Origin of the sequence: Pseudomonas mendocina (genome assembly GCF_003008615.1) — a bacterium.
Taxonomy (GTDB): Bacteria; Pseudomonadota; Gammaproteobacteria; order Pseudomonadales; family Pseudomonadaceae; genus Aquipseudomonas; species Aquipseudomonas mendocina_C.
Genome location: NZ_CP027657.1, coordinates 1,079,716 through 1,094,178 on the forward strand (window position 1 = coordinate 1,079,716; position 14,463 = coordinate 1,094,178).

General features: G+C 58.3%; 6 protein-coding genes, 2 tRNA genes and 3 rRNA genes. 3 read left to right on the forward strand and 8 right to left on the reverse strand.

What is annotated here, in order from left to right; translation table 11 throughout:
* Nucleotides 1-102: 102 nt before the first annotated feature.
* The 3 genes from mksB (at nt 103) to mksF (ending at nt 4,949) form a co-directional block, all read left to right on the forward strand.
* The gene (gene mksB, locus C7A17_RS05060; protein ID WP_106736995.1) at nt 103-1,344 is read left to right on the forward strand and encodes an Mks condensin complex protein MksB; all 1,242 of its coding nucleotides are present in this window, start codon (nt 103-105) and stop codon (nt 1,342-1,344) included.
* 84 nt (nt 1,345-1,428) lie between these two features.
* Entirely contained in the window at nt 1,429-2,121 is a 693-nt protein-coding gene (gene mksE, locus C7A17_RS05065) for an Mks condensin complex protein MksE (RefSeq protein WP_106736996.1), read from the forward strand.
* Nucleotides 2,118-4,949, forward strand: a complete 2,832-nt coding sequence (gene mksF / locus C7A17_RS05070) for an Mks condensin complex protein MksF (protein WP_106736997.1) — start codon at nt 2,118-2,120, stop codon at nt 4,947-4,949. Before mksE ends, mksF begins: the two co-directional genes overlap by 4 nt.
* Before the next feature lie 126 nt (nt 4,950-5,075).
* Here mksF and C7A17_RS05075 read toward each other — a convergent pair whose 3' ends face one another.
* The 8 genes from C7A17_RS05075 to C7A17_RS05110 all read right to left on the reverse strand — a co-directional run bounded on the left by C7A17_RS05075 (nt 5,076) and on the right by C7A17_RS05110 (nt 14,132).
* The gene (locus tag C7A17_RS05075; RefSeq protein ID WP_106736998.1) at nt 5,076-7,379 is read right to left on the reverse strand and encodes a PqiB family protein; all 2,304 of its coding nucleotides are present in this window, start codon (nt 7,377-7,379) and stop codon (nt 5,076-5,078) included.
* The gene (locus C7A17_RS05080; protein WP_106736999.1) at nt 7,372-7,989 is read right to left on the reverse strand and encodes a paraquat-inducible protein A; all 618 of its coding nucleotides are present in this window, start codon (nt 7,987-7,989) and stop codon (nt 7,372-7,374) included. The genes C7A17_RS05075 and C7A17_RS05080 overlap by 8 nt, the downstream gene beginning before the upstream one ends.
* Nucleotides 7,976-8,635 (reverse strand): paraquat-inducible protein A, encoded by a 660-nt coding sequence (locus tag C7A17_RS05085; protein ID WP_106737000.1) that lies wholly within the window; start codon nt 8,633-8,635, stop codon nt 7,976-7,978. The genes C7A17_RS05080 and C7A17_RS05085 overlap by 14 nt, the downstream gene beginning before the upstream one ends.
* A gap of 297 nt (nt 8,636-8,932) precedes the next feature.
* A 5S ribosomal RNA gene (rrf, locus tag C7A17_RS05090) occupies nt 8,933-9,048 on the reverse strand.
* A 141-nt stretch (nt 9,049-9,189) separates the two neighbouring features.
* A 23S ribosomal RNA gene (locus tag C7A17_RS05095) occupies nt 9,190-12,084 on the reverse strand.
* 253 nt (nt 12,085-12,337) lie between these two features.
* Nucleotides 12,338-12,413: transfer RNA gene (locus tag C7A17_RS05100), tRNA-Ala, on the reverse strand.
* A gap of 20 nt (nt 12,414-12,433) precedes the next feature.
* Nucleotides 12,434-12,510: transfer RNA gene (locus C7A17_RS05105), tRNA-Ile, on the reverse strand.
* Between the two features lie 85 nt (nt 12,511-12,595).
* A 16S ribosomal RNA gene (locus tag C7A17_RS05110) occupies nt 12,596-14,132 on the reverse strand.
* Together the 16S, 23S and 5S rRNA genes with 2 tRNA genes alongside form the textbook arrangement of a ribosomal RNA operon.
* Nucleotides 14,133-14,463 lie beyond the last annotated feature (331 nt).

Consider the following 14,463-nt stretch of genomic DNA (forward strand, 5'->3'; position numbering starts at 1 on the left):
ACGTACATCGAGTCGCTTGCCTCTGATCGATTCGGACTCAAACCCGGCATCCACCTTGCAGTACAATCTCCCCTTTTCACTTGCCTGGAACCCGGCGCCTCGATGATCGATCCCAAGCGCGTATTGCGCGCCCTCGCCGAACACTGGACGTTGCTCGAACCGCTCTGCGAGCGTTTCGACGCCGGCACCCTGAGCCTGGTCGAGCTGCGTGGCCAGCTTGCCGCGCAACTGCCCGACGCCACGCCCAGCGACACCACCGCCCTGCTCGACACCTGGATTCGCCTGGACATTCTCGTGCCGGTGGCCAAGAGCCCCAACCGCTTCGAGCTCAACGCGCAGATCCATGACTTCCTCGCCTACCTGCGCCGCGAGCATCGCCTCGGCCTGTGCCTGGAGATCGAAGCCTACCTGCGCCACCTGGAACGCCTGGCCGGCTATATTCAGGACGCCTTCGAGGTACGCGACGCCAACGACCTGGCGCGCCAACTGCGCCTGCTCGATATGCGCGTCAGGGACGTCCTCAAAAAGCTGGCCAACGACGAACAGGCACTGGTCGGCGTGGCCGACCGGGCCAAGACCAGCGACCGGCAGATTCCTCTGCGTCAACGCTATGCCGAAGTGCTCGCCACCTGGGACGAATACGTCGAGCCGATGATCCAGTTGGTCGCCGCCGACGGCGCCTTCGAACAGGGCGTGCGCCGCGTCGAACAGGTGTTGCTGCGCCTGCTCGGCGACCAACAGCGCCTCGGCCAGTTGGTCGACGACGACCTGCTGCTGCGTACCCACGCGCGCATCCTGGAGATGCAGACCACTGCCCAGCTGACCCTGCGCAAGGCCCGCGAACTGCTGCTGCCACTGCGCGAGGAAGCACGCCGACACAACGCGGTGACCCGCGGCGCGGCGCTGGCGCTGTCGGTGATCCGCAAGAAGGGCATCGACGCCGTACCGCAGGCGGCCATGCCGATGTTCACCCGGCCACAGAGCAACTTCCTCGGTTCGGCCAGCCAGGTCGAGGCCTACGTCTATGCCCTGGCACGCTTCGAAGCCAAGCCGGCGCACTTCCCCAAGGCCAGTGGCAGCCGCAAGGGCGGCACGCCCAAGGCGCCGAAGACCGCGCGGGAAATGATCGAACGCTGCGAACAGGCCCTGCCGCTGCCGGATCTCATGACCTGGCTGCTGGAGCAGGAACCGGAAGGCGCTACCGACGAGCTGCTCTACTGGTTCTCACGCCTGTCGCGTGAATCGCGCTTCCAGCGTGAACGCCTGGAGCGCCGCCAGTACCTGACCCGAGACCATGAGGTCAGCCTTGCCTCCTTTGCCCTGGTAGGCCAGCCCAATGGCTGAGCTGCCCGTAGGGTGCGCTGTGCGCACCGCAACCGACGACATGGTGCGCACAGCGCACCCTACGACTGCCCGTGAGCATTGCGTATGAATATCGACCTGAAAGAAATGACCCAGCTCGCGGCCGCCTTCCGCGACCTGTTCAAGGGCTACCACATCTCGCGCAGCGAGCCGGAGTGCTACGCCCAGTTGTCCAGCATGCAGGATCAGTATCGCGCGCTGTTCCGCGCGCTCGGTTTCGAGCTGGTGTGCGACCCGCGCGGTTTCTACTACTTCGTCCCCGAGCAGGTCGCACCGCAGGTGAACAAGACCGCTCAGCGTCTGGCGCTGTTCACCTTCATCCTCGTCGAACACCTGGCCGACCAGGGACGCGACCCGCTCTCCGTACTGGACGGCGGCAGCATCGGCCGTGATGAGCTGCCAGCACTGCTGGACAAGTACCGCGACCTGTTCCTGCAAGCCGAAGTGACCACCTTCGAGGAACTGGAAGACAAGATCATCCGCCGCCTTACCCAACTCGGCTTCGCCGAGGACAGCAATGGCGTGTACCGCTTCCTGCCGCCGATGCACCGTTTCCTCGACGTGTGCCTGGCGGTGCAGCACGACCGTGACCTGGCCGCCAGCCTGCACAGCAGCGACCTGCCGCTGCCGGCGCCGGTACTGCTGGACGATGACGGCGACGCCGACCCGGTCAAAGCCGTGGACGCTGAAGAATCCGAGGAAGACGCCCTGGCTCGCGCCATGGCCGACGAACGCGCCGCACAGGAGATGGACGCATGAGCCAGGAACGCTACGGCATCCGCCGCTTCGCCCTGCTGAACACTGCCGGCTACAGCCTCGGCCTGTTCCCGCTGGAAAACCCGCTGTCGGTCTACGGCGCCAACAACCTGGGCAAATCCGCCTCGATCAACGCCTTGCAGTTCCCCATCCTGGCACGCATGTCGGACATGAGCTTCGGCAAGTACAGCCTGGAAGCCTCGCGCAAGTTCTACTTCGCCAGCGACACCAGCTACATCCTCGTCGAAGTCGCCCTGCCCCATGGCCCCCATGTAATTGGTGTGGCCGGTCGCGGCCCGGGCGGCGGCTTCGGCCACCAGTTCTTCGCCTACGCCGGCGAGCTGGATCTGGAGCATTACCAGCAGAACGGCACATGCCTGCGTCAGCGCGAACTGTTCAAGAACCTCGGCCAGGCCGGCATCACTGCCTACGAGCTGAAGCCAGACGAACTGCGTCGCCTGCTGGTCGGCGGCCACACCAGTATCCCGCTGGATCTGACCCTGATTCCGCTGCGCTCGACCAGCGAGCAGAGCCTGAAGACCTTCCGCGCACTGTTCATCAACCTCTTGCATATGAGGGAGATCACTGCGGCGAAATTGAAGCAGCTGTTCCTCGATGCCTTCGAGCACAGCCTGCGTTCGGGCAGCGTCGACTACATCGCCGCCACCGAAGAAGCCTTCCGCGACGTGCGCCGCATGGAGCAGGACTACCAGGCCCTGGTGACCGCCGGTCCGCAGATCGAGGCACTCGCCGCCGGCGTTAGCCAGCGCGAACTGCTACGCGGCAAGCTGCATCGCCTCTCCCCGCTGCTCGACAACCTGCTCGGCACCTGGCACGACTACGCCGATGCTCGCAAGGAGGAACTGGTGATCCAGGCCGAGCACTACCGCAACGAGCAAGACGGCCTGCAGAACGAACAACGCGGCGGAACCAGTGAGCTGATGCGCCTGGAACGCGAGATCAGCGAAATCCAGCGCTGGCTCGGCGAGCTATCCGTACTGAAAAACCGCTTCGCCCTGGTCGACGATGTCAAGGTGCTGGAAGCCCAGTTGCTCGCCGCCAAAGACGCCCACGACGAACTGGCCGGCGCCCTGGCGCAGTCGCGGCAGTTCTCCAGCGAAGATCTGGACGAGCGGCTGCGCGACCTGGAAAAACGCCTCAAGTCGGTCAAGCAGCAGCTCGACCATGCCGACAACAACAGCTACTCGCGCCTGCGCGAAGAATTCAGCCAGGCCGATGTCGATCGCCTGATGCGCCTGTTCAACGGCCAACTGTTCAGCCTGCCGCTGGGTGAGAAAGGCATCCAGGCCGAGGGCGACGACTGGGTCAAGGCCGTCGAAGCAGTGCTGGATCGCTTCAAGGGCGATACCTTCGCCGTACCGGGCCTGTCCATCGATCTCAGCCATATCGAGCCGCCGGCGCTGCAGGCACTGGCCGACCGCGCCGCCCTGCGCGACCAGAAGGATCGCCTGGAGCGCGAGCTCAAGCAGCTCAAGACCCAGCAGTCGGTGGCCGCCGACCGCGCCGCCAGCAAGGCCCAGGCCGAGCAGCTGTACCAGGCCGTGCTGGATGCGCAGAAAGCGCTGGAAGACTTCCGCAAGAGCCAGACTCTGGCCGCCGAAGAACCACAGAAGCTGGAGCGCCTGGCAGAGCTGGAAGGCGCTCAGGACGAACTCAAGCGTGCCAGCGATGCCTTCGCCGAGCGCGTGCAGCAACTGTCCGCCAAATTGCAACTGGTCGGTCGTCAACTGGCCGACCTGGAAGCCAAGGAGCGCACCCTGGAAGATGCCCTGCGTCGTCGCCAGCTACTGCCGGCCGACCTGCCCTTCGGCACGCCGTTCATGGAGCCGGTGGACGACTCGCTGGACAACCTGCTGCCGCTGCTCAACGACTACCAGGACACCTGGCAGGCGCTGCAACGCATCGACGGTCAGATCGAGGCGCTCTACGCCCAGGTCCGCCTGAAAGGCGTGGCCAAGTTCGACAGCGAAGATGATGTCGAGCGCCGCCTGCAACTACTGGTCAACGCCTACGCCCACCGCCAGGACGAAGCCCTCACCCTGGCCAAGGCGCGTCGCGCGGCGGTCACTGATATCGCCCGCACCCTGCGCAATATCCGCAGCGACTACGATAACCTGGAACACCAGCTGGCGCTGTTCAACCGCGAGATCAACAAGCGCCAGGTCTCCAACCTGCAAAGCTTCCGTATCGTCCTGGCGCCGAACAAGGAAGCGCTGCGCCATATCGACCAGATCATCCACAGCGCCGGTCAGTATGAGGAAGGCGAGACCCTGTCGGTCTTCGACCTGTCGCAATCAGCCGATCAGGACGCGAAGAACGAGGAAGCCAAGGACTACCTGTCACGCCTGGTGGCGGCCAACGGCAACCAGCTGGGCCTGAAGGATCTGTTTGAACTGGCCTTCGAGATCACCAAGGTGCACGGTCAGCCGATCATCCACACGGACATCGATGGTGCCGCCTCCAACGGCACCACCATGACCATCAAGGCGCTGACCAACATGTACCTGCTGCTGCACCTGATGGATCGCGAGCAGGCGGGGCGCGTGCGTCTGCCCTACTACCTCGACGAGGCCGCAGACATCGACGAACGCAACCAGCAGGCACTGATAGAAACCAGCCTGCAGCTCGGGTTCGTACCGATCCTGGCCTCGGTGAAACCGCAGGTCTCGGCTCATGTAGCCATCGACCTGGAAGGTGGCAGCGGCCCCAACGGCATCTACATCGACGAGGCGGACTGGAAGTTCATCAAGCCGCGCGAGGAAGCCAAGGCCCAGGCGCCTGTGCAGGAGGAAGCCACCGAGCCGGCCTGACCACATCGCGGCTGAAGCCGCTCCTACGAGTATGTGATTCGTGGGAGCGGCTTCAGCCGCGAGCTTCTACATCCGCACAAATGAAAAGGGCCGCTCGATGCAGCCCCTTTCATTTCCAAGGTTTGCTCACTGCTCCAGCACGATCTTCGGCGCCCACTGCATCCAGGGTTCCTGCGGTTCATCGAATAGCGCGAAGGTCTGCCCAGGTTGCGCCGGCCCGCCCATCTCCGGATTGTTCGGTGTGGCGAAAGCGATACCGCCCTCGATCAACGCCTCCAGCGACTCGGTACGCACCTTCAGGCCCTTGAACAGCCCGGCATCGACACCAATACCGCTGGCGTTCCAGAAGCGGCTGCCTGAGCGTACCAAGGGCGCGTAACGTGGTTCGATCAGCACATGGATCAACACGCGATCCGAAGTCGGTCCAAGCTCGAAATCCACCACCTTGCCCACCGGCACCTCACGGTAACTGACGATCACGCCCGGCTTGATCGAACCACGCCGCGGCGCGCTCAACACCAGGCGCAGGCCCTCCTCGCGTACGGCCTGATTCGGCGCACTGGCGAGCGCGGTGAACTCGGTACGGCGCGCGCCCTTTTGCGCCGAGGGCTGCACTTCCAGATACTGGCCGCTGACCAGCGTTCCGAGATTCGCGGCACGGGTCAGACTCAACTCCGGTTTCACGACCCAGAAGCGCGTGCCGTCACGGGCAATCTGCTCGGCGGCCTGAGTGATGCGGACATTGAGAATCACTGCTTGCAGGTCATCCGTGAGGCTGAGGTTCTCGACCTTGCCGACCTCCAGACCTTTGTAGCGCACCAGCGTACCCGGTTGCAGGCCATCGCCATCGGCGACGCGTATGGTGATCTGCTGACCCAACTGCAAGGCGCTGTCGCGATCGGCGTGCAGGGCAAAGCGTTGCACCTGGCGATCCGACCTGGCCGCCTGCAGATCAGGCGTCTCGAAAGCGATACCGCCTGCAAGCAGGGTCTGCAGCGACTCGCTCTTGACCTCGACACCAGACAGTCCACCCTTGAGGGTGATGCCGCTGGCGTTCCAGAAACGTGTGGTGGTATTCACCAAATGCACATAATCCGGCTCGATATGCACACCCAGTACCACCTGATTGTTATCACGCCCCAGTTGGTAACTCTGCACCGAGCCGACCTTGATCTGCCGGTAGAGCACCGGGCTGCCGACCTCGATGGAACCGAGCTGGTCGGTGAACAGCACCAGGTGCAGACCCGGCGCCCCCAGATCCAGAGGCGGAGCCTTGCTGCGCGCGACGAAGCTGCGTGCCGGCGGCTTGCCCTTCTCGCCCGGTCGCACAGCGATGTAGTTCCCCTTGACCAGCGCTTCCAGGCCGGTGATTCCAGCCAGCGAGATGGACGGTTTGACCACCCAGAACTCAGAGCCTTCGACCAGGTACTCCTCGGCCAATGGGTTGATGGTCAGCTCCGCCGTGGCACTATTGAGATCGCGGTCGACCTTCATGGTTTTCAGCGAGCCCACCTGGATACCCTTGTACATAACCGGCGTACGGCCTTCCTGCAAACCCTCGAAGTCGGTCAACCTCACCACGACCTTGATCCCGGCCTGCGCCTCGTCATAGTCCTCGTACAGGCGGAATGGTAGCGCCGGATCGGTAGGCGGACTGTCCTTGCGGTGCTCCGGCGTGGCGAACGCGATACCGCCGGCAACGATACTGGCCAGCGACTCGCTGCGCAGCTTGAAGCCGGACAGGTCGGCATCGACGCTGATCCCGCTGGCATTCCAGAAACGCGTATGTTTGCGCACCAGATTGGCATAGGCAGGTTCGATGAAGACTTTCACCTCGACGGTGCTCTGATCTTCACCCAAGGTGTAGCTTTTCACCCGACCGACTTGAATCTGCCGATAGAACACAGGGCTGTCGCGATTGAGCGAGCCGAGCCGATCGGCCTTCAGCGTCAGGTGCAAGCCTGGCACGTCATCGCCCATCGGCGGTTCCTGGGTCAGAGCGGTGAAACTCTTGCTCGGCTCGCCATCGCCTGGGCTGAAGGTGATGTAGTTACCTGACACCAGCGTTTCCAGACCACTGATCCCTGCCAGGCTTACATTCGGTTTGACCAACCAGAAACGCGTACCGCTGCGCAGATACTGTTCGAGCTCCTTGTTGACCTCAAGCGTGGCGATGACGCCCCTGTTCTTCTCGCTGCTATCGAGACTGATGGCCGTCACCTTGCCAACCGCCATGCCCTTGTACATCAGCTCGGTCTTGCCGGCCTGGATGCCCTCGCCACTGGCGAATACCAATTCCACCTGAATACCGGCGTCACTGTAGGCACGCCAGGCCAGCCACCCACCAATCATGAGTGCAATCAGGGGCAAAACCCAGATGGCCGACCAATTCGAAGCAGGACGCGTCTTGGCCAGAGGAAGGTCAGTCATGGTCGGTTTCCGTGTTGTCCCAGATAAGGCGAGGGTCGAAAGTCAGTGCAGCCAACATGGTCAGGATGACCACACTGGCAAAGGCGGCCGCTCCGGCTCCAGCTTCGATACTGGCCAGGCTGCCAAAATTCACTATCGCCACCAGAATGGCGATGACGAATATATCCAGCATCGACCAGCGGCCGATCCATTCGATAAAGCGGTACATCAGAATACGCTGACGCGCCGACATCGGCTGATGGCGCTGAACCGAGTACAGCAGCAGCGCGATACCCACCAGCTTGAACGTCGGCACCAGAATACTGGCGATGAACACCACCGCAGCGATCGGCAGCATGCCCAAGTGGATGAGTTCCACCACCCCACCCATGATGGTTGCCGGCGAGCCCTTGCCCAGGCTGTTGACCGTCATGATGGGTAGCAGGTTGGCTGGAATATAAAGAATCGCCGATGTCAGCAACAGCGCCCAGGTACGCACCAGACTGCCTGGCCGACGCTCATGAACCCTGCCACCGCAGCGACTGCAGTACTGATGCTCGGCCTCGGTATCGACCGGATTGAGCTGATGACACTCATGGCAGACCAGCAATCCAGCTTCAATCGCCCGCATGGATGTCCTCCCCGGACAAGGCTTGCCAGATCTGATGCGGCGACATGGTCACCTCCAGCCAGACCTGCACCAGCAACAGCGCGATAAAACAGAACAGCCCCAGGCCGATACTCAAATCAGCCAGATCCATCAGCTTCACCATCGCCACCAGGATGCCCATCAGATAGACCTCGAGCATCCCCCACTCACGCAGATGGTGATAGATACGATAGAGCAGCAGACCGTAGCTACGGCCAAAATCGAGACGAATGCTGAGCAACACCAGTAGCTGGCAAAGCAGCTTGAGCAGTGGTACGGCCATGCTGCAGAGGAACACCACCACAGCGATGCCCTGCATACCGCTGTCATACAAGCCGATCACGCCGCTCCAGACCGTATCTTGCGAGGTCTGGCCCAGTAGATTGAGCTGCATGATTGGCAGGAAGTTAGCGGGGATATAAAGCAATAGAGCAGTCAGCACCAACGCCAGACTACGTCGCACGACATGGTGGCGATGGCTGAACAACTCATACCCACACTGTGGACACTCGGCGCTTTCTCCATCCTGCAGCACCGGTTTGCGCATCAGCAGGTCGCACTCATGACAGGCAATCAACTGTTCGAGCGGCAAAGATGACAAGGACGGTTCGGGCGGCGAGTCAGACATGAAAGTCCCCTGCAGAATTCACGCATTCTACCCGAGCGGCACCAAACGCCGACATATCGTAGGGTGCGCCGCGCGCAGCGGCCTGTCGGCGTGATTGGCGGTGCGCGCAGCGCACCCCACGCGAAGCGCTATTTTCCTTGCCACAAAGAAGAAACCCCAGACCGCTAGGCGATCTGGGGTTTCGTATAGGAGCTTGACGATGATCCGGCCGGCGCTCCGGGACTCTCACCGCCACGCGCTTTTGCGCACATAGAAGAACGCCCTGACCAGTTACCTGATCAGGGCGTTCGTATAGGAGCTTGACGATGACCTACTCTCACATGGTGAAGCACCACACTACCATCGGCGATGCGTCGTTTCACTACTGAGTTCGGGATGGGATCAGGTGGTTCCAACGCTCTATGGTCGTCAAGCAATTTGTTGCTGTCTCGGGTTTAACCGTTACAGCGAATTGGGTATGTGATTCGTAATTTGTAGTTCTTGCAAACTTTCGGCTTTCTGTCGACTTCACCATCGACACCCTCTGCTTTGAGGGCAGATTGTTTGGGTGTTATATGGTCAAGCCTCACGGGCAATTAGTATTGGTTAGCTCAACGCCTCACAGCGCTTACACACCCAACCTATCAACGTCGTAGTCTTCGACGGCCCTTTAGGGAGCTCAAGGCTCCAGTGAGATCTCATCTTGAGGCAAGTTTCCCGCTTAGATGCTTTCAGCGGTTATCTTTTCCGAACATAGCTACCCGGCAATGCCACTGGCGTGACAACCGGAACACCAGAGGTTCGTCCAACCCGGTCCTCTCGTACTAAGGTCAGCCCCTCTCAAATCTCAAACGTCCACGGCAGATAGGGACCGAACTGTCTCACGACGTTCTAAACCCAGCTCGCGTACCACTTTAAATGGCGAACAGCCATACCCTTGGGACCGGCTTCAGCCCCAGGATGTGATGAGCCGACATCGAGGTGCCAAACACCGCCGTCGATATGAACTCTTGGGCGGTATCAGCCTGTTATCCCCGGAGTACCTTTTATCCGTTGAGCGATGGCCCTTCCATACAGAACCACCGGATCACTAAGACCTACTTTCGTACCTGCTCGACGTGTCTGTCTCGCAGTCAAGCGCGCTTTTGCCTTTATACTCTACGACCGATTTCCGACCGGTCTGAGCGCACCTTCGTACTCCTCCGTTACTCTTTGGGAGGAGACCGCCCCAGTCAAACTACCCACCATACACTGTCCTCGATCCGGATAACGGACCAGAGTTAGAACCTCAAGGTTGCCAGGGTGGTATTTCAAGGATGGCTCCATGAGAACTGGCGTCCCCACTTCAAAGCCTCCCACCTATCCTACACAAGCAAGCTCAAAGTCCAGTGCAAAGCTATAGTAAAGGTTCACGGGGTCTTTCCGTCTAGCCGCGGATACACTGCATCTTCACAGCGATTTCAATTTCACTGAGTCTCGGGTGGAGACAGCGCCGCCATCGTTACGCCATTCGTGCAGGTCGGAACTTACCCGACAAGGAATTTCGCTACCTTAGGACCGTTATAGTTACGGCCGCCGTTTACCGGGGCTTCGATCAAGAGCTTCGCTTGCGCTAACCCCATCAATTAACCTTCCGGCACCGGGCAGGCGTCACACCCTATACGTCCACTTTCGTGTTTGCAGAGTGCTGTGTTTTTAATAAACAGTCGCAGCGGCCTGGTATCTTCGACCGGCATGGGCTTACGTAGTAAATACTTCACCCTCACCGGCGCACCTTCTCCCGAAGTTACGGTGCCATTTTGCCTAGTTCCTTCACCCGAGTTCTCTCAAGCGCCTTGGTATTCTCTACCTAACCACCTGTGTCGGTTTGGGGTACGGTTCCTAGTTACCTGAAGCTTAGAAGCTTTTCCTGGAAGCATGGCATCAACCACTTCGCATTCTAAAAGAACGCTCGTCATCAGCTCTCGGCCTTAAGATCCCGGATTTACCTAAGATCTCAGCCTACCACCTTAAACACGGACAACCAACGCCGTGCTGGCCTAGCCTTCTCCGTCCCTCCATCGCAGTAACTAGAAGTACGGGAATATTAACCCGTTTCCCATCGACTACGCATTTCTGCCTCGCCTTAGGGGCCGACTAACCCTGCGTCGATTAACGTTGCGCAGGAAACCTTGGTCTTTCGGCGTGCGAGTTTTTCACTCGCATTGTCGTTACTCATGTCAGCATTCGCACTTCTGATACCTCCAGCAAGCTTCTCAACTCACCTTCACAGGCTTACAGAACGCTCCTCTACCGCTCATCCAAAGGATGAACCCGTAGCTTCGGTGTATGGTTTGAGCCCCGTTACATCTTCCGCGCAGGCCGACTCGACTAGTGAGCTATTACGCTTTCTTTAAAGGGTGGCTGCTTCTAAGCCAACCTCCTAGCTGTCTAAGCCTTCCCACATCGTTTCCCACTTAACCATAACTTTGGGACCTTAGCTGACGGTCTGGGTTGTTTCCCTTTTCACGACGGACGTTAGCACCCGCCGTGTGTCTCCCGTGCTGACACTTGCTGGTATTCGGAGTTTGCATCGGTTTGGTAAGTCGGGATGACCCCCTAGCCGAAACAGTGCTCTACCCCCAGCAGTGATACACGAGGCGCTACCTAAATAGCTTTCGAGGAGAACCAGCTATCTCCGAGCTTGATTAGCCTTTCACTCCGATCCACAGGTCATCCGCTAACTTTTCAACGGTAGTCGGTTCGGTCCTCCAGTCAGTGTTACCTAACCTTCAACCTGCCCATGGATAGATCGCCCGGTTTCGGGTCTATACCCAGCGACTAAAGCGCCCTATTAAGACTCGCTTTCGCTACGCCTCCCCTATTCGGTTAAGCTCGCCACTGAATATAAGTCGCTGACCCATTATACAAAAGGTACGCAGTCACCCAACAAAGTAGGCTCCCACTGCTTGTACGCATACGGTTTCAGGTTCTATTTCACTCCCCTCTCCGGGGTTCTTTTCGCCTTTCCCTCACGGTACTGGTTCACTATCGGTCAGTCAGTAGTATTTAGCCTTGGAGGATGGTCCCCCCATGTTCAGACAAAGTTTCTCGTGCTCCGTCCTACTCGATTTCATTGATAAGAGATTTTCGTGTACGGGGCTATCACCCACTACGGCGGAACTTTCCAGAACCTTCCACTAATCTCAAATCAACTTAAGGGCTAGTCCCCGTTCGCTCGCCACTACTTAGGGAATCTCGGTTGATTTCTATTCCTCAGGGTACTTAGATGTTTCAGTTCCCCTGGTTCGCCTCTTGCACCTATGGATTCAGTACAAGATAACCAGCTTATGCTGGCTGGGTTCCCCCATTCAGAGATCTCCGGGTCATAACGGTTGTTTGCCACCTAACCGGAGCTTATCGCAGGCTACCACGTCTTTCATCGCCTCTGACTGCCAAGGCATCCACCGTATGCGCTTCTTCACTTGACCATATAACCCCAAGCAATCTGGTTACTGTCTCAATCGTGAAGACGACATTCGCCGAAAATTTGCGTCTTGAGAACTACAAATTTTACCTTGACCAGATCAATTGCCAGTGAAAGCAATTAATCAGTCACTTCTATCACATACCCAAATTTTTAAAGAACGATGTTTCGACTGATCAAAAGACCAGAAATCAACACTCTTCTGCTTCTGCAGGAATGCTCATTTCTGAACTCTTACGCTACGATCAAACTGTAAGTGGTGGAGCCAAGCGGGATCGAACCGCTGACCTCCTGCGTGCAAGGCAGGCGCTCTCCCAGCTGAGCTATGGCCCCGTAAGCATCTGCACCTGAATTGGTAGGTCTGGGCAGATTTGAACTGCCGACCTCACCCTTATCAGGGGTGCGCTCTAACCAACTGAGCTACAGACCTATAACAGGGTCGCGTTACAGCATCGTCTTCTACAATGAATCAAGCAATTCGTGTGGGAGCTTATGAGAAAGCTGAAGTCTTCGATTAAGGAGGTGATCCAGCCGCAGGTTCCCCTACGGCTACCTTGTTACGACTTCACCCCAGTCATGAATCACTCCGTGGTAACCGTCCCCCCGAAGGTTAGACTAGCTACTTCTGGAGCAACCCACTCCCATGGTGTGACGGGCGGTGTGTACAAGGCCCGGGAACGTATTCACCGTGACATTCTGATTCACGATTACTAGCGATTCCGACTTCACGCAGTCGAGTTGCAGACTGCGATCCGGACTACGATCGGTTTTATGGGATTAGCTCCACCTCGCGGCTTGGCAACCCTTTGTACCGACCATTGTAGCACGTGTGTAGCCCTGGCCGTAAGGGCCATGATGACTTGACGTCATCCCCACCTTCCTCCGGTTTGTCACCGGCAGTCTCCTTAGAGTGCCCACCATAACGTGCTGGTAACTAAGGACAAGGGTTGCGCTCGTTACGGGACTTAACCCAACATCTCACGACACGAGCTGACGACAGCCATGCAGCACCTGTGTCTGAGTTCCCGAAGGCACCAATCCATCTCTGGAAAGTTCTCAGCATGTCAAGGCCAGGTAAGGTTCTTCGCGTTGCTTCGAATTAAACCACATGCTCCACCGCTTGTGCGGGCCCCCGTCAATTCATTTGAGTTTTAACCTTGCGGCCGTACTCCCCAGGCGGTCAACTTAATGCGTTAGCTGCGCCACTAAGTACTCAAGGTACCCAACGGCTAGTTGACATCGTTTACGGCGTGGACTACCAGGGTATCTAATCCTGTTTGCTCCCCACGCTTTCGCACCTCAGTGTCAGTATCAGTCCAGGTGGTCGCCTTCGCCACTGGTGTTCCTTCCTATATCTACGCATTTCACCGCTACACAGGAAATTCCACCACCCTCTACCGTACTCTAGCTCGCCAGTTTTGGATGCAGTTCCCAGGTTGAGCCCGGGGCTTTCACATCCAACTTAACGAACCACCTACGCGCGCTTTACGCCCAGTAATTCCGATTAACGCTTGCACCCTTCGTATTACCGCGGCTGCTGGCACGAAGTTAGCCGGTGCTTATTCTGTCGGTAACGTCAAAATTGCAGAGTATTAATCTACAACCCTTCCTCCCAACTTAAAGTGCTTTACAATCCGAAGACCTTCTTCACACACGCGGCATGGCTGGATCAGGCTTTCGCCCATTGTCCAATATTCCCCACTGCTGCCTCCCGTAGGAGTCTGGACCGTGTCTCAGTTCCAGTGTGACTGATCATCCTCTCAGACCAGTTACGGATCGTAGCCTTGGTGAGCCATTACCTCACCAACTAGCTAATCCGACCTAGGCTCATCTGATAGCGCAAGGCCCGAAGGTCCCCTGCTTTCTCCCGTAGGACGTATGCGGTATTAGCGCCCGTTTCCGGACGTTATCCCCCACTACCAGGCAGATTCCTAGGCATTACTCACCCGTCCGCCGCTAAATCAGAGAGCAAGCTCTCTTCATCCGCTCGACTTGCATGTGTTAGGCCTGCCGCCAGCGTTCAATCTGAGCCATGATCAAACTCTTCAGTTCAATACTGCTTGGGTTTTGAGAAAACCCTAAACTTGGCTCAGCAATCGCAAATAAACTCTCGAATTCACGAGTGTTACTTGTGATGCTGATAATCAGTCGACTATCAGTCTTACCTCACAAGCACCCACACGAATTGCTTGATTCAGTTGTTAAAGAACATTCGGTTAAGTCTTTCGCCTCAACCAAGGCCGCGCATTCTACAGCAGCCTCTCTATCTGTCAAGCTGTTTTTCGAATTTGTTTCCGGAGAAACTTCTTTCTACTCAACCACTTGCGCTTTCGATCAGAACTTCTTCTCTCCAGCGGGAGGCGCATTCTACAGCGTTCAAAAC